The sequence below is a fragment of the Pedobacter suwonensis genome, from assembly GCF_007833675.1.
Classification (GTDB): domain Bacteria; phylum Bacteroidota; class Bacteroidia; order Sphingobacteriales; family Sphingobacteriaceae; genus Pedobacter; species Pedobacter suwonensis.
The window spans coordinates 4516517-4541234 of record NZ_CP031708.1 but is presented as its reverse complement, the minus strand read 5'-3'; the positions used below and the strand labels follow the sequence as shown (position 1 = coordinate 4541234).

The 24718-nt window shown below is 38.7% G+C and carries 16 protein-coding genes; 2 read left to right on the top strand and 14 right to left on the bottom strand.

Translation table 11 applies throughout. From position 1 onward, the window contains the following. Positions 1 to 7: 7 nt before the first annotated feature. The 11 genes from DV942_RS18815 to DV942_RS18765 all read right to left on the bottom strand — a co-directional run bounded on the left by DV942_RS18815 (position 8) and on the right by DV942_RS18765 (position 15025). Positions 8 to 1423, bottom strand: coding sequence for an alpha-L-fucosidase (locus tag DV942_RS18815; RefSeq protein WP_145860117.1), 1416 nt, complete (start codon positions 1421 to 1423; stop codon positions 8 to 10). Between the two features lie 198 nt (positions 1424 to 1621). After that, entirely contained in the window at positions 1622 to 2809 is a 1188-nt protein-coding gene (locus DV942_RS18810; protein ID WP_145860115.1) for an ROK family protein, read from the bottom strand. A 188-nt stretch (positions 2810 to 2997) separates the two neighbouring features. After that, entirely contained in the window at positions 2998 to 4329 is a 1332-nt protein-coding gene (locus tag DV942_RS18805) for a c-type cytochrome (RefSeq protein WP_145860113.1), read from the bottom strand. A gap of 1 nt (position 4330) precedes the next feature. Beyond that, entirely contained in the window at positions 4331 to 4909 is a 579-nt protein-coding gene (locus DV942_RS18800; RefSeq protein WP_145860111.1) for a redoxin domain-containing protein, read from the bottom strand. Positions 4910 to 4967: 58 nt separating this feature from the next. After that, on the bottom strand, positions 4968 to 6686 hold the full coding sequence (locus tag DV942_RS18795; RefSeq protein ID WP_186462346.1) for a SusD/RagB family nutrient-binding outer membrane lipoprotein: 1719 nt from the start codon (positions 6684 to 6686) through the stop codon (positions 4968 to 4970). 23 nt (positions 6687 to 6709) lie between these two features. Then, on the bottom strand, positions 6710 to 10024 hold the full coding sequence (locus DV942_RS18790) for a SusC/RagA family TonB-linked outer membrane protein (RefSeq protein ID WP_145860107.1): 3315 nt from the start codon (positions 10022 to 10024) through the stop codon (positions 6710 to 6712). A gap of 385 nt (positions 10025 to 10409) precedes the next feature. After that, complete coding sequence (gene lepB / locus DV942_RS18785) at positions 10410 to 11603, bottom strand: signal peptidase I (RefSeq protein WP_090984748.1); 1194 nt, start codon at positions 11601 to 11603, stop codon at positions 10410 to 10412. Between the two features lie 138 nt (positions 11604 to 11741). Next, positions 11742 to 12476, bottom strand: a complete 735-nt coding sequence (dapB, locus tag DV942_RS18780; RefSeq protein ID WP_145860105.1) for a 4-hydroxy-tetrahydrodipicolinate reductase — start codon at positions 12474 to 12476, stop codon at positions 11742 to 11744. Between the two features lie 116 nt (positions 12477 to 12592). Continuing rightward, positions 12593 to 13306: a DUF5683 domain-containing protein gene (locus DV942_RS18775; RefSeq protein WP_090984752.1), complete on the bottom strand. Its 714-nt coding sequence runs from the start codon at positions 13304 to 13306 to the stop codon at positions 12593 to 12595. After that, entirely contained in the window at positions 13306 to 14214 is a 909-nt protein-coding gene (locus DV942_RS18770) for a ParB/RepB/Spo0J family partition protein (RefSeq protein WP_145860103.1), read from the bottom strand. The genes DV942_RS18775 and DV942_RS18770 overlap by 1 nt, the downstream gene beginning before the upstream one ends. A 7-nt stretch (positions 14215 to 14221) precedes the next feature. Next, the gene (locus DV942_RS18765; RefSeq protein ID WP_145860101.1) at positions 14222 to 15025 is read right to left on the bottom strand and encodes a ParA family protein; all 804 of its coding nucleotides are present in this window, start codon (positions 15023 to 15025) and stop codon (positions 14222 to 14224) included. Between the two features lie 181 nt (positions 15026 to 15206). Between DV942_RS18765 and DV942_RS18760 the strand changes: the two genes are divergently transcribed. Together DV942_RS18760 and DV942_RS18755 are read left to right on the top strand one after the other, a co-directional pair. Further along, positions 15207 to 15728, top strand: coding sequence for an NADPH-dependent FMN reductase (locus DV942_RS18760; RefSeq protein WP_145860099.1), 522 nt, complete (start codon positions 15207 to 15209; stop codon positions 15726 to 15728). A gap of 1400 nt (positions 15729 to 17128) precedes the next feature. Continuing rightward, positions 17129 to 18880, top strand: coding sequence for a HAMP domain-containing sensor histidine kinase (locus DV942_RS18755; RefSeq protein ID WP_145860097.1), 1752 nt, complete (start codon positions 17129 to 17131; stop codon positions 18878 to 18880). A gap of 1195 nt (positions 18881 to 20075) precedes the next feature. On the opposite strand, the gene DV942_RS18750 is transcribed toward DV942_RS18755, so the two are convergent. The 3 genes from DV942_RS18750 to DV942_RS18740 all read right to left on the bottom strand — a co-directional run bounded on the left by DV942_RS18750 (position 20076) and on the right by DV942_RS18740 (position 24649). After that, a complete protein-coding gene (locus DV942_RS18750; protein WP_145861852.1) occupies positions 20076 to 20543 on the bottom strand; it encodes an acyl-CoA thioesterase in 468 nt (155 codons plus the stop codon). 574 nt (positions 20544 to 21117) lie between these two features. Further along, the gene (locus DV942_RS18745) at positions 21118 to 23262 is read right to left on the bottom strand and encodes a glycoside hydrolase family 97 protein (protein WP_244950741.1); all 2145 of its coding nucleotides are present in this window, start codon (positions 23260 to 23262) and stop codon (positions 21118 to 21120) included. 136 nt (positions 23263 to 23398) lie between these two features. After that, positions 23399 to 24649: a DUF2130 domain-containing protein gene (locus DV942_RS18740; RefSeq protein ID WP_145860092.1), complete on the bottom strand. Its 1251-nt coding sequence runs from the start codon at positions 24647 to 24649 to the stop codon at positions 23399 to 23401. Positions 24650 to 24718: the final 69 nt, after the last annotated feature.

Below are 24718 nucleotides of genomic sequence, written 5' to 3'. Positions count from 1 at the left end.
AATTGGTTTAGGGTGTAAAAGAGAAAGTCAACGCAATTTTCTCGTCGGTTTCTGGAAGATCAAAATGTACTCTGCCATCTATCAATTTCCATTTTACTTTTTGCTTATTGCTTAATAAGGTAATGGTTGTCCCTTTTTTGGGGATGCTACCCTTCCAGGAAATTTCTTTAGGTGCAGTACCATTCAATAGCGTGATGCCATAGATGGTTTTGCCATCTTTACTTTGGGTAAACCAGTTTTGCCCGTCATGGTAGTTTTTGGTACTCCGTGTTCCATAAATGGCTGTACCATTTTTTGAAGTCCACATCCCAATTTCTACTAATTTTTTAATCACATCGTCAGGCAACGTCCCATCGGCCTTAGGTCCAACGCCCAAAAGCAAACTTCCGCCTTTAGCCACTATCTCTACCAGTTTATGAACTACTTCTCTTGCAGATTTATACTGATCGTTAGGTACAAAACCCCAGGCTCCGCCTAATGTCATGCAGCTTTCCCATGGATAATCCAATTGTTTTTCAGGGATTTTCTGCTCAGGCGTCTGGTAGTTTTCAAACTGACCATGTACTGTTCTGTCAACCACAATCAAACCAGGTTGCACTTTTCTGGCATCAGCTGCAATTTTAGGCATATCAACATCCTGGCTCCATTCCGGAATCGGCGCACCCCATGAAAGTACCTCATCATTTACGCTGGACCGAGGGCGAACCCACCCGCCATCTAACCATAAAATATCGATACTTCCGTAATTGTTCATTAACTCGTGGATCTGGTTCTGCGTATAGCTTTTAAACATGTTCCAACGCCATGGATTCTTTCTGATATCGTAATTGTTATTTCTATTTGCTGTAGCGTATTTATCCCACCAATAATATTGAGAATGCCAGTCGGGTTTTGAAAAATAAGCACCGATCATGAAATCCTGCTTCCGAAAAGCGTCGAATACATATCTGGCCACGTCTTTTTTAGGATTATTGGCAAACGGACCTTTTGCAATGCTGTAATTGCTTTCCTTGGTATCGAACATCGCGAAGCCATCATGATGTTTGGTGGTAAAAACCAGGTACTTCATTCCCGCATCTTTACCTGCCTTTGCCCACTGCTCGGGGTTAAATGCTGTTGGATTAAACTTCTCACTTAATCCCCAATACCATTTTTTATAATCATCGTATTTCATGGTACTGTCTCTTTCAATCCAGTCTTCCGAGCAGATTGACCAGGATTCGATAATTCCCGGAACGGCATATATGCCCCAATGGATAATCATGCCAAACTTTTTGTCTTGCCAGTGTTCCAGTTTTTGTTTGACCGCAGCGTCTTTAGGCCATTCGTAAATTTCAGATTGTGGCATGATGTCATTTTGCTGTGCGAAAGCAGTAAATGCAAAAAGCAATAAACAGAAAATAATGTAATTTTTTAGCTTCATCTTTAGGTTGTTAAAACCCAACCAAAGTTGGCCGGGACTATTTGTTATCAAATATTTCTGCAACTTGGCCTCAAATGAACTTGTTTCGAGTACAAATTAAGGTTCTTCATTGACAGTAATGATATAAAGGTTTACCTCCTATTGCTTTTCGATCATCTGGATATGTGAATTGTAACATTATTGTATTTGCTAGTTTAATTATTCAAATAAGCTATTCTCTACCATCAAACTAGCGGCAGCTAATAATTCAGCCTCGCCACTTAAGCTGGAACATTTAATTTCAGTTTGTTCCGCCACCCGTGGTATGCAAAACTCATTAATAGCTTGTTGGATTGGCGGTAGAAGCATTTTCCCGGCCTTTGCACCACGCCCACTTAACACAATTCGTTCAGGATTCATAATGTGAATTAAAGTAGCCAATCCTTTCCCAATTTGAAATGCAGCAGCAGCTAGTATTGAAATCGCTACTGGATCTTGCTTTGTAACTGCATTTAAGAAATGATCTAAGTGACTTTTACTTTTATCATTAAAAAGAACTTTTAAACTCGTTTCCTCCCCATTTTCGACTGCAGCTTCTGCCTTTTGAACCATCACCAAAAGAGATGTTTCCACTTCAAGACAGCCACGTTTGCCACAAGAACATAAGGCGTTGGAATTAGATAAAGGGATGTGGCTGAATTCGCCAGCATAACCACTACTGCCACGGTATAACTTACCATTAATTATCATCCCTAAACCTGTACCCCATCCAATATTTACTACGAGTACATCTTTTAAATTTCTAGCTTCACCAAAATTTAATTCAGCTAAGGCAATTAAACTCGAATCGTTATCTATGTAAACCGGTAAATTTAATTTTTCAGTAAGATAGTCTTGAAGGCTTATATTTTTATCAACGTGCATAAAAGAATAATTCATTCCCTTTTCCGCATTTACAAACCCTGGCATGCCTATACCTATTCCCAATAAATTTTCTTTATTAATTGTTGATTTTTTAATACAATGATTAATGAATTCAATTAAAGTGTCAGCACTTTTATCCTCGGTCATATCTAAATCAATCACTTGTGTAGGTAAAACCTGCTGGTTAGAGAAATCGTAAATCGTCAACCGACTAGTTAATTGATCCATTGCCACGGCAACGATATACCTCTTATAATCGGGGTTTAATAGAAAATTCAAAGGGCGCCGTCCTCCTGTAGAAGGAGCCAATCCTTGCTCCATAATCAAACCTTCTTCTATTAAAGCATTTACTGTTGACGTAATTAACGGTAAGCTCTTCTTTGTATGTTTACTTAAATCGGTAAGTGATGATTTTTTTTTATAATAAAGCAGTTTAATGATGTCGGCTCTTAATCGTTGTGCTTTCTCAGTGGTTGCAGACATTTTTATTTAGTTTGGGTAATTTATAAAATAATGAAAAGCAATCTATTTTAAAAAATTTAAAAAGAACTACTTAAAGATTCACTTAATTTTCAAGATATTTTTTGTGAAAACATCTTAACAGGATTGTAGTTAGCTAAATTCTTTATCCTTATTTGCAATTTAGATATGTTTATTTTTATACGCTTTAATTACTTTTTCAATAACTCTAAAATATCGAGATGCTTATTTTCGTCTCCTCCTTCATATTTTAAGAATACCAATATCATGGTTAGCATCTCATCTGTCGATTTCATATCGTTTGCAGAAAATATCATTTTAGGAGGATTATTAGGATTATTTGGGTTATTTTTGGTGTTATCATAAACTCCTTCTATAGTAAGCACTGATCCTTTAGGAACTTTAATCAACTTATTAAAACGATAGATTTCTTGCCACCTAAAATCCCAATCTGGTATAGAAATCAATTTGATTGTATCACCCGTTGAAGTTACAGCGTATGATTTAAAACTTTTTCCAAGTAAATGCATATGAGGCCATATGTATAAAAGCGATTGATCTTGAGGAGTTAAAATTTTCAGGTTGAATTTCTTTACAGAATCCGCCTGAATCATAAAGTATGGATCTATGGAGCTCTCGCCAACTCCACCTGAACCTAAACTAACTACGTTAACAACCCTTTTGATTGGCGTATCTTTAAAGAAAAGATTAATACCCGATATGTCGTTCTCATCTTTTCCAAGTGGCGCATAATGAATAGTCAATAATATAACTCCCCTTTTGGGCATGATCCAGCCCAAGTCAGCAGGATAAGATTCATAAGATGTACCAGGGATCCAGCCTCCATAATAAGTCATTTCTTTTTTAAATGGCAAATATTGATCATAATTGACTCTGGAATCATCCGTTAAATTTACATAATCTGCAGCCTGATTGATGTCGATATTGTCGGCCACCGGATGTATGGCAAAATTAGCATGGTGAATGATTTTTTTGTTTGAAGAAACAAACTCCATCGCTGCAACATTTTTTGCTGTGGCTATATCAAAAGGGATTTTAAATACAATAAACCGTTCTTCATTGTCGCCTTTCACTTCGAATGGCTTATTCACCTTTAAGGTTAAATCTGGTTTTCGGGTGTATTGCGTCCCCTCAATAAAAGTATCACCTGATGTCTTTTCTTGTTTATCATTTCCTTCAGGAGCTTTATTATCAATCCAACTGATAATCGTTTTCTTCTCTTCAGCGGTTAAAGAACGATCGTTAGCAAAAGCGCGGTAATGGTTATCAGGTTTCCATGGTGGCATAAAACCAGATGTTACAACATCCTTAATAAAAGAAACCCTCTTTACAACATCCGAATAAGTTAATAATGAAAACGGCCCTGCCTCACCTGGGCGGTGACAGGATGCACATTTATTATGGATTATTGGTGCAACATGCTCATAATAAGTAATTTTTTGACCATATGCGTTCTCAAAAAGGCAAAAAAACAAAAGAATAGTAATGATTCTATCAAGCATACTAAAGATCGTTAATGAGACAGCCTAGGGGGGCGGTTTCCATGTATTTATAGCCAGGCGCATTTATTTGATTAAGGGCATCATCCAAATAATGTTCCGTAATAACTTTTCTCTTTACTCCTAGTTTCGCCTGCCAGTTATCAATTAATCCTCTGTATCTGATGCTTCCATTATGGTCTACCAAAATCGTTTCAGGAGTAACTTTAGCATCAAGGGCATTGGTCAGGAATTTATTTTTGTCTAAATAAACATCAAACAAAATATCATAATTCTTAAGGTAAGACTTAATCTCATCAACTGTATAACCTTTACCAGGTATGATCCCGATAATGTTTACTGAAGGATATCGTTTAGCCAATGTATTTAATACCGGAATATAGTTTTTACAAAGCGGGCATTCTGGGGATAAAAAAACAAAAGCAGTATTTTTTTTTAATTCTATTTTTCTCTTATTCTTAACACTTAAAGGTACATTCGTTTCAATCTGTTCCCACAGCAGCCGCTTAGGTAGCCTAGTCTGTCCAAATAACTGGTTGGACGAAAGAAAAAATAGCCATGCGATGCTGATTATCAATTTCATAATACAAAAAGAACTCCTAATTTAGATTAGGAGTTCTGCTAATTTAAAACAAAGTTTTTTATTTTTTATCCCACCATACTCTGCCTAGGATATCACCAGGACCTTGACCGAAATCAGGATCAGCTTGCATCACCTTATAAGCAGCAACAATATTCTGATAATTTAGATTTGTAACAGCAGGAAAAGCCAAACTTGCTCTTCTTGGAATTACCTGTTCAGTTCCACTTGCGATAATTTTTTCAAGTTTTAAAACCGTTGTAGAATTCGGCATTCCAGTTCTTTTGTATAACGCCCAAGCTTCATTAGGCTGCTTAAAGAAATTTAGGTAAGCCTGACCTATAATTTGGTCTAAAGCTCTGGTTGCATCAAATTTAATATCTGACTTAGCCATGTACGCCGCTATTTCCGTTGAGGTTGAAGGAACATAACTTAAAGCTCCGTTCCTATCAACAATCTGTGCCTTGTTAGCAAGGTCATCATAGAAAGCGATAGAGGCGTTAACGCCTTTGTTATACCAATCTTCTGCGGACTCTGCTGTTACTGCCCTGGCTGCCAATTCAGCTCTCATAAAACAAACATCAGCGTAAGTAATTAACGGGAATGCATTAATTCCTTTTCCGCCGTTCTCTCCTGCTGCAAATAAACGAGGTTGAATTAACGAAAGTGAATCCATCGTCTGGTTAACTGTTTGACCGGTTGAATTTACTACAGAAATGGTAATGTTATTAAAGAAATTGGCGAATGCCGGTGCGGCGGAAGCATCAGGACTTGTAGGTACACCATAAAATCTTCTGGTGTCAAAAGTAGCTGAAGCCGCTATTTTATTCTGTGCCTTTGCGGCATCAAAATTAGCCTTTGTAAATGTGTTCTCCTGATAGAAAAATCTGATACGAGGATCGCCGTTAGCATACATGAAATCTACAACTGGTTTCGGAGCACGCAAACCGGCCGCTGACCAGTCTCCTCCATCTGCATATGTTGCATTAGCTCTAAATACCCAGCTCTCAGCAGCACTGTTTATCAAACCACCTGGCGCTGCCAAAATCTCAAGCACTTTGGTCTTCATCTTAGCAGGATCTCTCTTCATTAAACGCATAGCAATGCGTAAACGGGTAGAATTAGCAACCTTTATCCAATTTGCAACATTACCCTGATAAAACAAATCATTTGTACCCAATGAGGCTTGCATAGTTGCCTGAGTTGTACCCAAAGCAAGCGCTGATTTTTTTAACTGAGCATCCAATAGCTCAAATAAAGCCTCTTGCGTATCGTACTTCGGTGTTTCTGTACCTCCATACCTTACCATAAAAGCATCTGTATAAGGTAAACTTCCGCTAACATCCGAAACATAAAAAGCGTAATAAGCCTTCACAATATGTGCAATTTCTATTTCATAAACTCTTTTTGCTTGCTCTTCTGGCGACATTTTCTTTACCAGCTCTTCCATATCAGTCAAATTACCACCTACCTTCGGATAGAAATTATTGTACCTCACATTTCTAAAACTTGCCGCATCAGAGATAAAGGTTACACTGTTTCCATTCAGGGCAGTTAACATTTGCATCCATGGCATAATCGCTCTGAAATTATCATAGTATGCTTCAAAACGATCTGCGTGCATATTGATAACTGAATTCATAAATTGCTGTTCAGGAGTTATTTTATCAATAATAGAAGGGTCTGTATTTAGTTCTACAAACTGCTCTTTCTTACATGATGATATGGTAATTCCGATTAATGCCGTAAGCATTAGGATTATATTACTTGTCTTTTTCATTTTCAATATCTTTATTTTAATCATTATAGGGCTGCCCTTACAGAGAATGCAAAAGTGCGGATATACGGCATACCACCATACTCAGCAAATGCACCTGCACTATTATTAAATAAACCTTCTGGATTTAAATGATCAGGCAAACTATTATAGATATAGAATAAATTTCTAGCTGTTACACCTACATTAACCTGTTTGAAATTAATTTTATCAGTAAATTTCTTAGGTAAATTATAGCCTAAAGAAACTTCCCTCAAAGCAACCCAACTGTTTTCGAATGTAGAATATTCTCTAATACCTGTAGACCATTGAGTTAGCCTAGCATAATAAATACGTGCACTCACAGGCTGTACATATCCTTTATCGGCTGCTTCCTGGAAAGTCATCCCACCAACATTAATATTATTAATAATTGTGCCTTTTGCAAAAACGCCATCAGGAATAATACCATCATTAGCAATTACGGTACCTGATGCATCTTTTCTTGGCAAACCACCAAAGTCAGCAGAGCGACCAAATAATGTACTTTCAAAGGCCCCAAAATTTGTTCCATACTGATGTGTACCAGAAGCCATCAAACCACCAACTTTAGCATCGACCTGAAAACCTAAATTGAAATTTTTGAATCTAATATTGTTTATTGAACTTGCGTTAAATTTTTCCATCATGGAGCCCAAAATCTTATTTCCCTGACCAGCATCACCACTTCTGAAATAACTTCCGTTAGCTTTTAGCAGTCTCTTACCATTGTTGGGACTATCAATATTGTTTCCTGCTGCGTCAGTAGCTTGGTATGATGCATAACCATAGCTGGTATAAATGCTGCCATATTCTTGTCCGGCAATGGCAACTGACGTCATATCGGCACCGAACGCATAACCTAAAGTATAGGAATCTACACCTGGTGCCAGTTCAATAATTTTGTTTCTGTTTCTCGCAAAATTAATAGAACTTGTCCATTCCAGATTTTTAGTTTTAATCGGAGTACCTGTTAACAAAATTTCAATACCTTGATTTTGGATGTTACCTGCATTAAACAATTTTTTAGTAACTCCAGACTCAGAAGGTAGGGCTAAAGATAAAATCTGATTTTTGGTATTCTTTTTATAATAAGAGAAATCGATCCCTAAACGATCTTTAAAGAAACGTAATTCTGTACCAAGTTCTAACTCTTTGGTTAATTCGTTTTTAAGGTCATTATTTCCAAGCGTATATTCTGGGTAACCATACCTAGGCATTTGCTTTCCATTCTCATCAGTATATGTACCTAAAAATTGATATTTACCGGCGCTTGTAACATAAGGATTAGTTCCCAAACCAGTATATCCAAAATTGGCTCTTAATTTACCGTATGAAAGGAAATCGAAAGCTGGTTTATTTTTTAATGATTCAGAGAAAACATATGATAAACCAACTGCAGGATAGGTGTATGAATAATCGCCATGACCATCTGGATAAGTTAAGGTTGAAGACCAATCGTTTCTTACGCTGAAGTTTAAGGTCAACATATTTTTATATGTTAAGTCTCCAAAGCCATAAACAGCATCAGTTCTTTGGCTACCATCTAAACGCGTATCGGTTACAGCAGCATTTACCGAGTTGCCCATAAAGAATTTACCCGGGTCCTTTAATCCACCATCGGTTCTTGTACGGGTGTAGTTATTACCAAAGTCCTTGGTGGTTTCAGCTCCCAAACTCATATTGAAATCGAAATCATCGCTCAATTTCCTGTTGCCATTCAATAAAAACTGCAACCTGCTACTTTTCTGGTTTGATTGGCTCAAAGCATACTCACCACCGGCAAAACCCACACCATTACCGATGTTTTTAGTTTCTCCAGTAATATTGATTTGATTTAACGTTCCTCTAACAAGCGCATTTAACCAAGGAGTAATGTTTGCTTTAACGTCAATGTTTCCTCTAAAATTATTCTCACGCTGTCTCACATTGTTTTCATAAATAGAAAACCAAAGGGGAGAAAGTCCATATGGATCATTGTTACCAGTTAATACCCCACCATTTACAGGATCAATATATTTATTTTTCCAATAATTTGTGTCATAACTCCTAGGATTTCCGTATACAAGAGCAAACAGAGGATTATTATTATTTGATTGATTAATAGGATTAAAACTATTACTAATGGTATAGTTTACTCCTGCATTAATCTCGAATATTTTACCAAACTTTTGCGAGCCTCTAAAATCCAGGGCATCACGATCAAATTTGTTATTCGGCAAAATACCGGTACTGTACAGTTTGGAGTAAGAAAGCCTGAATGTTCCAGTCTCGCTTCCGCCTTGAAATGCCAAATTCGAATTGCTATAGTTACCTAACTTATATGCATCCAACAAGTTATTTGGTTGTGCATTCCAACTGATTATCCTTCCATCTATATCTTTAACTTGGCTTCCATCAAAACGCGGCCCAAAGCTCCAAAAATAGTTTGCAGCATCAACTATTGGTGCACCTGAAGCATCTTTAGTGAAGGTAGGATTAATACCTGCACCGAACTCATTCTGTAGGTCCATTGTCTTATAAGCTTCTTCTATTGTTTGTGTATGTGAAAATGAAACTCCTAATCCTTGTCCTCCTTTACCCTTCTTTGATGTAATTAAAAGAACGCCATTTTGAGCGCGAGAACCATATAATGAACTTGCAGCTGCACCTTTTAAAACAGTAATACTTTCATAATCATCAGCATTAAGATTTTTCATGATATTACCAAAATCCTGTGGGCCATTTCCATACGAATCAGCACCACTTACCCCAGGCTGAATGAGCACACCATCAATAACTACTAGCGGTTGTGTATTTGGACTTAAAGATGAATTACCTCTAATTCTGATTCTTGATGAAGATTGCGGTCCACCGGAACCTTGATTAATCATCACTCCTGCAACCTTACCTTGTAATGCATTAACAATATTTTGCTCATTAGCGCGTACCAGATCTTCGCCTTTTACTTCCTGAATAGAGTAACTTAGCTTTCTTGTTTGTTGTTTTACACCAAATCCTGTTGTTACAGTAACTTCATCAAGAGATTTTGAATCATCCTTGAGTGTAATTGTGAAATTCTTTATATCTCCAACAGTTACTTCCTGACGTAAAAAACCTACAGCCGAAAAAACAAGTACATCTGTAGTTGAAGCACTTATGCTAAATTTGCCATTTGCATCTGTCTGTGTTGATTTTTTAGTACCTTTTACAGAGACATTTGCCCCTGGAAATGGACCAGACGTATCTTTTACCGTTCCGGTAATTATAGTTTGTGCTTGAGCTGCAATTACAAAAAATACGAGTAAAAGCAGACTCAAAAATTTAAAGTACATTTTCTTCATGTCCTATTTGTTAGTTTTTTTTAAATTATTTGATTAGTCGGTTTAATTTTAAGTTTGATTTGTTCTATGCCATAATTTTTCAGTTTAAGTATTTATTAGTTTAAGTTAGTTGATGTAGACTAATGCTATAATAGATTATACTTGAGGAATATTCTTATCTAAATAATGACTGAAGCGGCGAAGCAACATATAATTAATCACTCTAATTGCCCGTAACCCGAATCTGTAATCGCTTAGTTTAATTTGGTTTACAACAAACTTATAAAAAAAAATTATAAACAATTTAAACTTTTTAATTTTTTTTAAAAGTTAATTATAAATGCTTTGTAAATTAAAAGGGCGAATAATCTTTGATTATCCGCCCTCTTTAAAGAATTATATTCTATTAATGGATTCCCATAAACAGCCTGCTCCATCTTATTTTATGTAAAAAAGATGCGGTGCTATCCCAGCTCATCCAAACAAATAAAGCCTTACCCACAATATGATCTTCAGGCACAAATCCCCAGTAACGCGAATCGGCTGAATTATGGCGATTATCGCCCATCATCCAGTAGTAGTCCATTTTAAAAGTATAAGTTGTGGCTACCTGATCATTTATATACCAAACGCCGGCCTTTTGTTCAACTTTGTTTCCTTCGTAAGTTCTGATTGCCCTGTAATACAATGGCATGGTATTGCTATCTATTTTAACAGTCCAACCCTTTGAAGGGATTTTAATCGGTCCGAAGTTATCCCTGTTCCATACCCTGTTTGGATCGTTTGGAAAAACGCCGCCCGGAACGGCTCCGGCAGGGTCAGGACTTAACGTCACTGATTTTACAAAGTCAAAAGTTTTTAGCTTTTCAGCAATTTCGGGTGTAGCATCTACGATGTAAGTATTCGCAGCCACTGCAGGTACACTTCCCAGGTTTAAATTAAACTCATCAAGGGCTGCGTAATTAAAGTCCATGGTTTTAAACTCAATACGATACGGCATCATCCCCGTACTTTTTAAAGGTTCATCTTTACCATTTACATTAGCAATGCCATTACGCATCGAAATGACATCACCCGGAATACCAATACATCTTTTAATAAAATTCTCGCGCTTATCTACCGGACGGTCTACAATGGTATAGGTACTTCTCACCTGTTCCCGGCCCATGCTCCGTACCAAAGCATAATAACTTTCTGCCTGGTTTTCTACCGCAACGGTATCTCCTTCAGGAAAGTTAAATACCACGACATCATTTCTTTTAATTTTAGACAAACCTGGCAAACGGTGATATTTCCACTGAACGCCATCCCAATAAGCTTTGGTAGATGTGGTTAAAGGCATGGTGTGGTGAGCAAATGGAAAAGCAACCGGCGTCATGGGAATACGTGCACCATAATTAACCTTGCTTACAAAAAGGAAATCGCCAATCAGTAAGGATCGCTCCATCGAACCGGATGGAATGGTATAGGCTTCGATAAAAAACACACGGATGATCGTTGCTGCCACGACGGCAAATACAATTGCATCAACCCATTCGCGGGTTTTCGTTTTTTTCTTCTTTGGGGCATCTTTTTTTCGTTGCCAGAATTTATAATTCATATGTCTTATTTTTGGTTTAGCGATTTATAAAATCGGCCACCGGTTATCTGTAATCCTTTACTGTGGTTTCACAGTTTTATTTCCTGATTGGTTAATCTGTGAACCAGAAACTTTCAACTGCTAACTGAAAACTTTTGCTTATTCAAAAATATCAGTAATGCTGAAAAATCCTTTTTTATCTTTCAACCACTCTGCCGCTACAACTGCACCTAAAGCAAAACCAGCTCTGTTATGCGCGGTATGTTTAATTTCTATTTCATCTACCTCGCTACTGTAAATCACCGTATGCGTACCTGGTATGTTGTCGATTCTATGCGATTCGATCAGCAGTTGTTCGGCTTTCGGAAATAATTCAACATCAGTTCCTACTACCTCATTTAACCACTCCTGTTTCCTATCCAGGTTATCCACGATTCCTTCTGCCAGGGTAATGGCTGTGCCACTTGGTGCATCAAGCTTTTGTGTATGGTGAATTTCTTCAACCTGCACATCATAAGCGGGATAATTATTCATCAACCTGGCCAAAGTTTGATTAAGTTTAAAAAACAAATTCACGCCAATACTGAAGTTAGACCCATAAAGCAAAGTATTGTTACTTTTATCGCAATCATCTTTTACTTCCTGCAATTTCCCATACCAACCCGTTGTTCCTACAACCACGGGTACATTTGCATCAAAGCAGGCATCAATATTTTTTAAAACCGAATCAGGCGTGCTGAAGTCGATAGCTACATCAGCTGTTTTCAAATTTTGTCTGGTTAAATCTTCCTGATTATCAATCGTTATTTTGAGAACAATTTCATGGCCACGTTCTACTGCAAATTTTTCGATAATCTGCCCCATTTTGCCATATCCTAAAAGCGCAATTTTCATTTCGTTATGTTTATTTTTTCAGTTATTATTTTAGTAGGCAACCCTAACCGTCCAGGTCGCCATTATAGCGATCTTAGTATTTTTCCTTTTATTGCTATCCATGATCGCTTACGGCATTAGAACGTCAGAGATAATTTTAGCGCCGGCGTCAAATTGAAACCATACATAGAATCGGCACCCATTACAGCTGGCATTACCCTGAAAGAAAGGTTGTCATCAATATTAAAGAAATGCAGGCGGGCTGCAACATAGGCATCTATAATGTTGGCTGCATACAGCAAGCCGTAAGAAAAGTACACAATCTGCGAATTCCGCTTGTATAAACTTTTCCCATCCAGAATACCTTGATTGCTGTATTGTGTCAAATCCAACTTTTTGCCAGGATGATCCTCACGGTATTGTGCCTCTGCCAAAAAACGTTTATAATTTTTTCGGCTGTCCATTAGCGATAAAGTAAGCGCAGTGGCACCGCCGTAAATAGCCGCGATTTTACCACCTGTGTAAAGCTTTTGAAAAAACTGGCTTTTTCCGGCCCTGGTACCATAACCATCATTAAGCAATTGAATATTATACAATTGCCCCCAGCCGGGTATAATCATCGATCTGAAAACAGCTTTCCTACCGGCAACTTTACCTGGGTTAACATACCTGGCTTTCATCGAATCCTTTCTGGTTATCGGTTTCTTAGCCACGGTATCTAAAGATTTGGATAATTTGATCTTTGAGGTATCAGCGGGTTTTATCAAAGTATCCTTAACCTGCGCAGCGGCAAAGTTCACCAGAAAAAATGCAAATGTAGCAACCAGTATAAAAAGCTTAGTCTTTTGCATTACCAGTCTAATAATTCCAGAATCCGGTTTAAGTCTTCATCGCTCATAAACGGAATTTCTATTGCGCCCTTACCGTTCTGACTTACCTTCAACTTTACACGGGTAGCGAATTTAGATGCCAGATCATCCTGTAATTTCTGATACTGAAAGGAAACCGCTTTTTCCTTTGGCTTTTCGCTGGCTTTTAAAGGGATATGCTGCAAATTACGCACGAGTTCTTCCACTTTACGTACGGATAAGCCTTTTTCTAAAATTTCCTGGTGGATGAACAATTGTTTGTCTACCCCGTCAACATTAATCAATGCTCTTGCATGTCCCATGCTAATCCGCTGATCGCGGATGGACGCCTGAATTGCAGGCGGAAGTTTTAACAACCGCAGGTAATTGGTAACCGTGGTACGGTTTTTACCAACCCGTTCGCCTAATTGCTCTTGTTTTAAACCCACTTCATCAATCATCCTCTGAAAACTTAGTGCAACTTCAATGGCATTTAAATTTTCGCGCTGAATATTTTCGATCAGGGCCATTTCCAACATCTGTTGGTCGTTGGCACTGCGGATGTAGGCAGGCACTTGCGTTAAACCAGCCAGCTTCGCAGCCCTGAACCTGCGTTCGCCTGAAATGAGCTGGTATTTATTGGCCGACAGTTTTCTAACCGTAATGGGCTGTATCAAACCCTGCACCTTTATCGAATCGGCAAGTTCATTTAAAGCTACCTGATCAAATTCGGTACGGGGCTGGTACGGATTGGTTTCAACTTCAGTTAAACTTACGTGACTGATATTGCCAATCTGCTCGGTTTCGCTCACCGCATTTACCTGTTGTTTAGGCGGATGAGTAGATTCGCTATCATCTAAAAGCGCACTTAACCCTCTTCCTAAACCTGTTTTTCGCTGAAAAGATGTCATCTATAATTTATAAAGTTGCTGTTCCAATGTTTTCTTCTTCCTTTAAAAGGCCGTTTTTCTTTACAATCTCACGGGCCAGGTTCAGATAGTTGATGGCACCTTTGCAATTCGCATCGTGCATAATCACCGAAACACCATAACTTGGTGCTTCACTTAAACGGGTATTACGTTGAATGATGGTATCGAAAACCAATTCGTTAAAATGCGTTTTCACTTCTTCTACCACCTGGTTTGATAAGCGCAAACGAACATCATACATGGTTAATAAAATACCTTCGATTTCCAGTTCAGGGTTTAAGCGGTTCTGAACAATTTTGATGGTATTTAACAATTTGCCTAAACCTTCCAGTGCGAAATACTCGCACTGCACCGGAATAATTACCGAATCGGCAGCAGTTAACGCATTAATGGTAATTAGACCTAAAGATGGCGAACAATCGATGATGATAAAATCATACTGATCTTTAACTTTCTCCAAAACCGCTTTCATTTTATACTCACGGTTGTTGAGGTTGATCATCTCGATTTCTGCACCCACCAGGTCGATGTGTGCCGGCAATAAATCTAAATTCGGGGTATCCGTTTTCTGGATGGCCTGGAGCGGATCAATATCGTTAATGATACACTCATAAACACTATCTTTGATATTCCGTGGATCAAAACCGATACCTGAAGTTGAATTGGCCTGAGGATCAGCATCTACCAGTAAAGTTTTGTATTCCAGTACGGCTAAACTAGCAGCCAGGTTTATAGATGAAGTTGTTTTACCAACACCACCTTTTTGATTTGCTAATGCAATAATTTTGCTCATCTATGTATCAGAAATTTACTTAACGTTTATTTGGGCTGTGTTATTTATGCGTTTAAATTGGCAAAAAAGTTCTATTTTTGCGTTGTTTACGGCCTTTTTCACAATCAGCTAAGATACAAACTATATGGCAATTTTAGCAAGAAGCGTATTTGGGTTTTACACATCTTATTAACAATTATCCATGATCACGATTATAGCTGCAACCAACAGGCCCAATAGCAATACGCTAAAAGTTGCTAAATATTACCAAAAGCAATTAAAAGAAAAAGGAGTCGATGCCAATCTGTTCAGTCTGGAACACCTGCCTGCAGATGTTTTGAACACGGATATGTATGGCAAACGATCGGAAGCTTTCCAGGAAATCCAGAACATGATCAACAGCACCGGAAAGTTTTTGTTCATTATGCCGGAGTATAACGGAAGCTACCCAGGCGTACTAAAAGTATTAATCGATGCCTGTAATTTCCCGGATAGTTTTTACGATAAAAAAGCAGCTCTGGTTGGCATTTCTTCCGGTAAATACGGCAATATCCGTGGTGTAGATCATTTTACAGGCGTTTGTCATTACATCCACCTCAACATTTTACCCTTAAGGTTGCATATTCCGAATATCAAAACCGAATTAGATGAAGCGGGCAACCTCCATCAGCCTGATACGGTAAAATTTACCAATGAGCAGATCGAGAAATTTATTAAGTTCTAGTGCTTTCGAAAAAATAATCTCATTTTTTTTCTAATTAGGAAAGCAAAACCTGTATTCCATAGACATGTTTGCCCCTGCTCTCCGCTTTACTCCGTTACACTCCGTGTTCGCTGCGATCAGGTTTAGATACACAAAACAGTGCTGGTAAACCCATGTAAATTTTAAAGGCATTGTAGATTATACTTTGGCAAACCCAAAATCTCCTTACCGGATATGCCACCTAAACATGATCCGATAACCATCGGATGATCGGAATAGCCCGGAGCGCAGCGAGGACTACAAGCGAAAGCGGGACTACAGTAACCCAAGTGCTTCGAAAACGGCTTTCCTTAAAAGGACCCGCATTTAAAGATTTTCTGGCTTTTGGAAAGCAAAACCTGTATTCCATAGCCATGTTTGCCCCTGCTCTCCGCTTTACTTCGTTGCACTCCGTGTTCGCTGCGATCAGGTTTAGATACACAAAACAGTGCTGGTAAACCCATGTAGATTTTAAGGCATAGTAGATTATACGTTTCGCAACCCCAAATCTTCTTATTGGTCCTTCCACCTAAACCACTATCCGATAACCATCGGATGATCGGAATAGCCTGGAGCGCAGCGAGGACTATAAGCGAAATTGGGGCTACAGTAACCTAAATACTCCGAAAACTGCTTTCCTTAAAAGGCCCCACATTTAAAGATTTTCTGGCTTTTGGAAAGCAAAACCTGTATTCCATATCAAAGTTTGTCCCTGCTCTTCGCTTTACTCCGTTGCACTCCGTGTTCGCTGCGATCAGGTTTAGGCACACAGGACAATGCTGTAAACTCCTAAAACAATCCTAAACACATAACATTTGCACCCTGCAACCCTAAATTTTAGTATCGGCTGCGCCACCTAAACCCAATGGAAGCGGGCACGAAGTAAAGCGGACAGTGGGACTACAATAACCTAAACGCTTCCAAACCTGCTTTCCTAAAAACAACAAGCATTTATATACTTCTGTGTCTTTTGAAAAAACAATTCGATGTTTTCCGCTTTGGAAAACAATGTTTGCATCTGCTTTTCACTGCATTATGTTTTATCTGCGATCAGGTTTAGCTCTACAAAACAGCGACGTAAACTTTCCGCAGCAATAGTTCATATTGACAAAAACCCTTTCAAAATGAAAAGGTTTCTTCTGTTCATTAAAATTAAAAAACAACATAAACAATTATAAAACAACAGCTTAAACAAAAAATCATCCTACTGGCATTACTATTGGCTATGAGCTAAACGGCTGCAGATGATCTAACCTTTGTTATTTAATTTAGTTCATTAGTAAACAGATTTAATTATAAGCTACTTTTACCACGAAAAGAGAGGAATGCTTTGTAAAACCTTTGCAAAAAACTTTTCGCTCTTTGCGGTTAACTTAATCACCATGAAAATAAAAACCAAACTCCGCCTCGGATTCGGCTTTCTCTTTATCATCGTTGTGTCTTTCGGATTAATTGCGCTCTTTTTCTTAAATGAGCTCTCCGACAAATCAAAGGTAATACTTAAAGACAATTACAAATCTTTGAAATACGTTGCCGCCATGCGCAATGTAATCGACCAAAATGCTTTTCCCTTAAGCCCTACGCAGCTGAATATATTTGCTGAAAACCTAAAAAATGAGGGTTTGAACATTACCGAACCCGGAGAAAAAGCAGCTTTCAGGAAATTAAAAGCAGCCTTTAATGCGCTAAAAAATTCAAAATCAGCAACCATTAAAGAAAGTAATATTAAAAATTTGCGTGTTGCACTTCAAAATATAGAACAGTTTAACATGAAAGCCATTTATGATAAAAATGAACTGACGAACGAAACCTCATCGCGCGCAAATCTTTATATTATGATCGCAGCGACGCTAAGCTTTATCATCCTTTTTACCTTCATTGTTAACTTCCCTGGCTTTGTGGCCAATCCGCTCGCCGAATTTAGCGCAGCGATTAAACAGATCAGTCGTAAAAATTATAAACAGCGTTTGCATTTCGAAAACGGGGATGAGTTTACAGAACTTGCCAATTCCTTTAACAAAATGGTGCTTAAATTAAATGAATGGGAAAACAGTAATTTATCCAAAATCAAATCCGAAAAATCGCGTATCGAAGCCATTATTGCACAAATGCAGGATGCCATTATTGGTTTAAATGAGAAAGGCGAAGTACTCTTTCTAAACCATTTGGCTGCAAAACTGATGAGTTTGGATGAAGATAAGGTTATCGGTCAAAATGTAGCCGAACTGATGCAAAAAAATGAGTTGCTTAAACGGATTATTAAACCTGAAACCAATGATAATACCCTGAAAATTTATGCTGACGATAAAGAATCCTATTTTCTGCTGGAAAACCGTGAAATCATTATCCCAAATTATGAAGAGCAAGATGATAGTACCTTGATTGCCTCATCTAAATCGGCTGGCAGCGTTTACACCTTAAAAAACATTACACAGTTCAAAGAGCTTGATGAAGCCAAAACAAATTTCATAGCTACTGTTTCGCATGAATTAAAAACGCCGCTTTCGTCAATCAAAATGAGCTTAAAACTGCTTAATGATGAGCGGGTGGGAATGATGAATGAAGAGCAGCACGAGTTGCTTCACCACATCAAAGAAGATAGCGACAGACTCCTAAAAATCACCAGTGAATTGCTGGATCTTTCGCAGGTAGAAACCGGCAATTTAAAACTCAATTTTGCCCTGACAAAACCTGAAGAAATTGTGAATTATGCCGTTGATGCAGTTAAATTCCAGGCAGAGCAGAAATCGATTCAATTGGTGCTTAACTGCGGTGAAAACTTACCAAATGTAAATGCCGATATCCAGAAAACGGCCTGGGTAATGGTCAACTTTTTATCTAATGCCCTGCGCTACAGTTCAGAAAAATCGAAAGTAATTATCGATGTTTTACAAAAAGGCAATTTTATCGAATTCGCTGTGCGGGATTTTGGAAAAGGCATTGATGAGAAATACCAACAACGATTATTCGACAGGTATTTCCAGGTACCAACTGATGGCCAGAATAAATCGGGCTCGGGACTGGGTCTTGCTATTTCGAAAGATTTTATTGAAGCCGAAAACGGTAAAATATGGGTAGTAAGTGCCATTGGCGAGGGCAGTACGTTTTGTTTTAGTTTGCCTGTTGCGGAATAACCTTTATTTCTTAACCGCAAATATTTCTTAACCGCAAAGTGCGCAAAGTTAGTTACCACATCATCCGATGATCTTATCTAAACCGCAAAGTGTACAATGTTCTTTACCACAAAGTACAATGAGTTTTTCACAGAGGTTCACAGAGAATCAGATGTTGACATGACCGAAAACTAACTCCGCGTACTCAGTGCCTTTCCTCTGTTTTCTCTGTGGTCAAACCTAAAATAAAATTCTAAAGGCGAAGGGCGCAAAGTTAGTTACCACATCGTTCGATGATCTTATCTCAATCGCAAAGTGCACAATGCTCTTTACCACAGAGGGCAAAGAGGTTCACAGAGAATCAGATGTTGACATGCCCCCAAAACTCACTCGTTATCTATGCCTTTCCTCTGTTTTCTCTGTGGTCAAACCTAAAATAAAAATTCTAAAGGCAAAGGACGCAAAGTTAGTTACCACATCATCCGATGATCTTATCTAAACCGCAAAGTGTACAATGTTCTTTACCAGAGGGCAAAGAGGTTCACAGAGAATCAGATGTTGACATGACCGCAAAACTAACTCCCTGTACTCGGTGCCTTTCCTCTGTTTTCTCTGTGGTCAAACCTAAAATAAAAATTCTAAAGGCGAAGGGTGCAAAGTTAGTTACCACATCGTTCCATGATCTTATCTAAACCGCAAAGTGTACAATGTTCTTTACCACAAAGTACAATGAGTTTTTCACGGAGGTTCACAGAGAATCAGATATTGACATGACCGCAAAACTAACTCCCTGTACTCGGTGCCTTTCCTCTGTTTTCTCTGTGGTCAAACCTAAAATAAAAATACTAAGGCAAAGTGCGCAAAGTTGGTTACCACATCATCCGATGATCTTATCTAAACCGCAACGTGTACAATGTTCTTTACCACAGAGGGCAAAGAGTTTCACAGGGTTCACCGAAAATCAGATGTTGACATGACCGCAAAACTAATTTCGTGTACTCGGCGCCCTTCCTCTGTTTTCTCTGTGGTCAAACCTAAAATAAAAATACTAAAGGCGAAGGACGCAAAGTTAGTTACCACAGAGGGCAAAGAGCTTTTCACAGAGGTTCACAGAGCATCAGATGTTGACATGACCGCAAAATTAATTCCGCATACTCAGTGCCTTTCCTCTGTTTTCTCTGTGGTTAATGATAAACGCCAACCGCTCAACACTCCCTTACACAATATATGGTTCCATTTCCTTATCAATGCTTTTCCGTAATTCCATTAATTTAAGGGCATAACCATGCATGGCAATTTCTTTTTCGGTTTTAGGTTGAAAAGCCGGGATTGCCTTCGGCTGCCCATTGTCATCTACTGCAACAAAAACAATAATGCAGTGCGTATTTTTAACAAAATCGGTTTGCGCTACCGGTTTGGAAAAAGCATCAACGGCAATATGCATACTGGTTTTACCGGTGTAAATAATACGTGCTTCCATCTTCACTAAATGACCGATGTGAACAGGATGAAAAAACCGGATTCCACCCACGTAAACGGTTACACAATAGGTTTGGCTCCACTGCAGGGCACAGGCAAAAGCAGCCTGATCAATCCACTTCATCATCATCCCGCCATGTACCTTACCCCCATAGTTAACGTCAGACGGTTCGCTTAAAAATTGAAGTTCGATATGGTTTTTCATTTTAGCCATGGTAATGTCCAGTTAATTGCTTGGTTTTAAGGTATAGCTAAGATATTATAAAATAACTATTTTTCTGTTGTTTCGTATTCGAATGTTTAGCTATCAGTTGGTAACAACTGACAGCACTAATATTTAACCACAAATAAAAAGGATAAACACAGATAAGCGTTCAGATCCGTGTTAATCTGTGTCTATCAGTGGTTAAAAACAGCGACAAAAGCAATAAGAAAGTCGTAGCGAAACGCTACAACTAATAAAAGCACTAATATCTAACCACAGATAAAAAGGATAAACACAGATAAGTATTCAGATCCGTGTTCATCTGTGTCTATCCGTGGCTAAAAACAGCACCAAAAAGTCGTAGCGAAACGCTACAACTAATAAAAGCACTAAATCTAACCACAAATAAAAAGGATCAACACAGATAAGCGTTCAGATCCATGTTCATCTGTGTCTATCCGTGGCGAAAAACAGCAATAAAAAAGTCGTAGCGAGACGCTACGACTAATAAAATAAAGTGTCAGTTGGTAACAACTGACACCACACGATAACTGAAAATGAAACAATCGACAGACTACTTTGCAATAATGCTAATCGCATATCCACCACCCGGAGCACAATACTGAGTCAATTTCGTTTTATTGGTAACTTCCATTTTTCGGATGGTATAAGCATTGGGATTGGTTTCATAATGGGCATCCTTTGCGTCAGCATAAATGGTTGCAGTATATTTTTTACCTGGATCTAAAAAGCTGAAGTCGATTTTGGAAGTGCGGGCTTCCTCATCATTGGTACGACCCACAAACCAATTATTTTTACCTTTTGCCTTACGTGCAAAAGTGATATAATCGCCGGGTTCTGCTTCTAACACTCTGGTATCGTCCCAATCTACCGCTACATCTTTAATAAACTGGAAAGCATCCATATACTTATTGTAAGTTTCTGGTAAATCGGCAGCCATTTGCAGAGGGCTATACATGGTTACATAAAGTGCCAGTTGGCGCGCCAATGTACTGTGTACAAAAGAGGTATTTGCCGGATTATACGCACTTACCCGCGTTTCAAAAATACCAGGGGTGTAATCCATCGGGCCACCAATTAAACGGGTAAAAGGTAAAATAGTGGTATGATCGGCATTATTGCCTCCAAATGCTTCGTATTCTGTCCCCCTGGCCGATTCGTTTCCGATTAAATTCGGATAGGTTCGCGCCAAACCTGTCGGACGAACCGCCTCATGCGCATTTACCATAATTTTATATTCGGCCGCTTTTTGAATGGCGTACAGGTAATGATTGTTTAACCACTGACCGTAGTGGTGCTCTCCTCTTGGGATGATGTTTCCCACATAACCACTTTTAACGGCATCGTAACCATTGGCTTTCATAAATTTATAAGCCGTATCCAGATGACGCTCATAATTACGGACCGACGAAGAAGTTTCATGATGCATAATCATCTTTACACCTTTACTTGCCGCATAACGGTGCAGTTCTTTTACATCAAAATCAGGGTAAGGGGTAACAAAATCAAATACATAGTCTTTTGTTTTACCAAACCAATCTTCCCAACCTTCGTTCCATCCCTCAACTAAAACAGCATCTAAACCATTTTTAGCAGCAAAATCGATATATTCTTTCACATGCGCAGTGTTAGCGGCATGTTTTCCATTGGGTTTTGTTTTCGAATAATCGGTTACGCCCAATTGCACGCTCGTTAAATCGTTATATGCCCAGGTACTTTTCCCAGTAATCATTTCCCACCAAACACCAACGTATTTGATTGGTTTTATCCACGATACATCTTCGAATTTTGTGGGCTCGTTAAGGTTGTAGGTAAGCTTTGATGTTAAGATGTCACCAGCTTTATCACTAACAATAATGGTACGCCATGGCGATAAACAGGGTGCCTGCATATAACCCTTGTCGCCAACTGCATCTGGTGTTAACCAGGATTCTAAAACCATGTTTTTGTCATCCAGATTTAACGACATTAAAGAATAGTTAATGAGTGCTGCTTCATGTATATTGATGTATAAGCCATCTTTGCTTTTCATCATCAAAGGCGTTTGTAAGCCCGTTGGCGAAAACGTAGTTTGAGAGGCATTTGGTGTTACAGCAGCTTTCATTTTTCCACGAACTTCCGACAAATTTGAAGTTACCGTGCTGTACTCCTGTGTATCATAATCTCCGGGAAGCCAAAAAGCCTTATGATCGCCAGCCAGGGCAAACTGCGTTTTTTCCTCTTTGATTACAAAATAATCGAGATTTTTCTGTTCTGGGAATTCATATCTAAAACCCAAACCATCATTAAACAAACGCAGGCGGACGATAATGTAACGGTTTGTTTCTTTCTGGGTTAAGGTTACTGCAAGTTCATTGTAGTGATTTACAATTTCTTTTACTTCGCCCCAAACCGGCTTCCAGGTTTCGTTGAATGTGCTGGTCTTGGTATCGGTAATGGAGAAACCGTTCATTAAAGATTTACCCTCTTTAAGTTCCAGACCTAACTTACTCGTTTTAATTACATCTTTTCCTTTGTACTTTAAGCTATAGGTAGGCACTCCTCCTTCAGTTACCGCAAAACCGGCTACCAGGTTTCCATCAGGTGATTGCAACGTCGTTCCGGGAACGTTCCCGAAAGCATTCCCGAAAAATAGCAAAGCGCATATTAAAGTAAGGATTTTAGAGCCGGTAAAAGATTGGTTAGTTTTCTTATTCATGTTGTCGTTTATTTATTATTATTTTATCAGTTTAGTAACCAGGTTTTGATTTCAGTTTGCAATTTACACCTGCCGAGGGGCAACCCGGCCCAGTCAAATAGATCCTGAAACAAGTTCAGGATGACGATACCATGGATTATTCCAAAAGCAAGGTATCATCATCATCAGTTAAGCTCAACTGCACACTATCGCTACCTGCAATTCCTTCTATTGAGCCACGGATATGGGTCGCATTCAGCAATACTTTTTCCAATTGCTTTTCACGTGCTTTCCATAAACGTTCCATCGCATCGCGCTCGCGCTGTATGGATAGTTTCATACTCATAAAACCTTCTCTAATGGCCTTCCACTGTTCCGAAAACTCTGCACCCATTAAATAATCGTATAACATGTGCATTTTTTCACCACGGTTTTCCTGCGATTTTACTGCACCTGCCAAACGCAAAATACCCTCACGCAAGACATAGGCCACGGCATTTACTTCTTCGAAAGAACAAATCCAAACCCCATCACGCTGCCCGAAACAATTCATGCCTTTTGGGTAACACTGACTCACAATTACGGCTACATCAATGCCCATGCTCCGCATGTCTTTTTTTAATTTTTCAATCCAGTCGCCACCGAAATCTTTGGTACGCTTGCTCTCGTAAATTATTTTGCCGCATTCCTGTCCGAATTGATTACGCACCACCTGCACACAATCTGCACCTCGCACTCCCTTGCCTACTTCTTCAATCAGATCGAAAGGATAATTGGTACGCAGCAGTTCTTCCAAAATCAACTCCTGCACCTCGCCCTGCAATTGCATGCTCCCCTGTTCGGCTTTGCGTTTCATCTCTTCGGCCAACTTTTTCTGATCGTCTAGCTGCTTTTCCAGTTCCTTTAAACGCAGTTGATGTTCGGTATCTTTAATGCTATTTTTTTCTGCCTCCTGTTTACGGATTTGTTCTACAAGCTCATTCCGCTGCTCCTGCATTTTACGTTGAAAAGCAAGTTCCATTTCTTCTTCTTTCACCTTCAGGCTTTCCTCCCGGCGTAAAAAGTCGAGTTCTTTTTCGCGTGCCAGCTTTAGTTTTTCGGCATTCTCTTTTGCATTACCTTCCAGGATCTGCAGTTTGTTTTCAAAATCGGCTGAAATACTTTTACGCAGGTTTTCCTCCAGGTTATCTTTGAGCCTGGTTTTCTCTTCTGCAAGTTTAGCTTCAAAAGCTTTTAACTGCTGCTGTTTTTCTGATTCAAAAACCTGCAGTTTACGCTGATATTCTTCATCTTTCTGTCTGGCATAAGCGGCCGCCTTCTCTCTTAACTCTTTCTTATAATCTTCGGCCATAGCTTCTTCCATCGGAAAAACATGGGCACAATTGGGGCATTTTATTTCAGTCGGCATAAAATTATTTTTAACGCAGCAAATACTGGGGATTACAAAGATAATTAAAGCTTTTTATGATTGCATGAA

Excerpts from the sequence above, each read along its gene's own strand:
- DV942_RS18815 (WP_145860117.1), bottom strand. The coding sequence starts at position 1,423 with ATGAAGCTAAAAAATTACATTATTTTCTGTTTATTGCTTTTTGCATTT.
- DV942_RS18810 (WP_145860115.1), bottom strand. The coding sequence starts at position 2,809 with ATGTCTGCAACCACTGAGAAAGCACAACGATTAAGAGCCGACATCATT.
- DV942_RS18805 (WP_145860113.1), bottom strand. The coding sequence starts at position 4,329 with ATGCTTGATAGAATCATTACTATTCTTTTGTTTTTTTGCCTTTTTGAG.
- DV942_RS18800 (WP_145860111.1), bottom strand. The coding sequence starts at position 4,909 with ATGAAATTGATAATCAGCATCGCATGGCTATTTTTTCTTTCGTCCAAC.
- DV942_RS18795 (WP_186462346.1), bottom strand. The coding sequence starts at position 6,686 with ATGAAAAAGACAAGTAATATAATCCTAATGCTTACGGCATTAATCGGA.
- DV942_RS18790 (WP_145860107.1), bottom strand. The coding sequence starts at position 10,024 with ATGAAGAAAATGTACTTTAAATTTTTGAGTCTGCTTTTACTCGTATTT.
- lepB (WP_090984748.1), bottom strand. The coding sequence starts at position 11,603 with ATGAATTATAAATTCTGGCAACGAAAAAAAGATGCCCCAAAGAAGAAA.
- dapB (WP_145860105.1), bottom strand. The coding sequence starts at position 12,476 with ATGAAAATTGCGCTTTTAGGATATGGCAAAATGGGGCAGATTATCGAA.
- DV942_RS18775 (WP_090984752.1), bottom strand. The coding sequence starts at position 13,306 with ATGCAAAAGACTAAGCTTTTTATACTGGTTGCTACATTTGCATTTTTT.
- DV942_RS18770 (WP_145860103.1), bottom strand. The coding sequence starts at position 14,214 with ATGACATCTTTTCAGCGAAAAACAGGTTTAGGAAGAGGGTTAAGTGCG.
- DV942_RS18765 (WP_145860101.1), bottom strand. The coding sequence starts at position 15,025 with ATGAGCAAAATTATTGCATTAGCAAATCAAAAAGGTGGTGTTGGTAAA.
- DV942_RS18760 (WP_145860099.1), top strand. The coding sequence starts at position 15,207 with ATGATCACGATTATAGCTGCAACCAACAGGCCCAATAGCAATACGCTA.
- DV942_RS18755 (WP_145860097.1), top strand. The coding sequence starts at position 17,129 with ATGAAAATAAAAACCAAACTCCGCCTCGGATTCGGCTTTCTCTTTATC.
- DV942_RS18750 (WP_145861852.1), bottom strand. The coding sequence starts at position 20,543 with ATGAAAAACCATATCGAACTTCAATTTTTAAGCGAACCGTCTGACGTT.
- DV942_RS18745 (WP_244950741.1), bottom strand. The coding sequence starts at position 23,262 with ATGAATAAGAAAACTAACCAATCTTTTACCGGCTCTAAAATCCTTACT.
- DV942_RS18740 (WP_145860092.1), bottom strand. The coding sequence starts at position 24,649 with ATGCCGACTGAAATAAAATGCCCCAATTGTGCCCATGTTTTTCCGATG.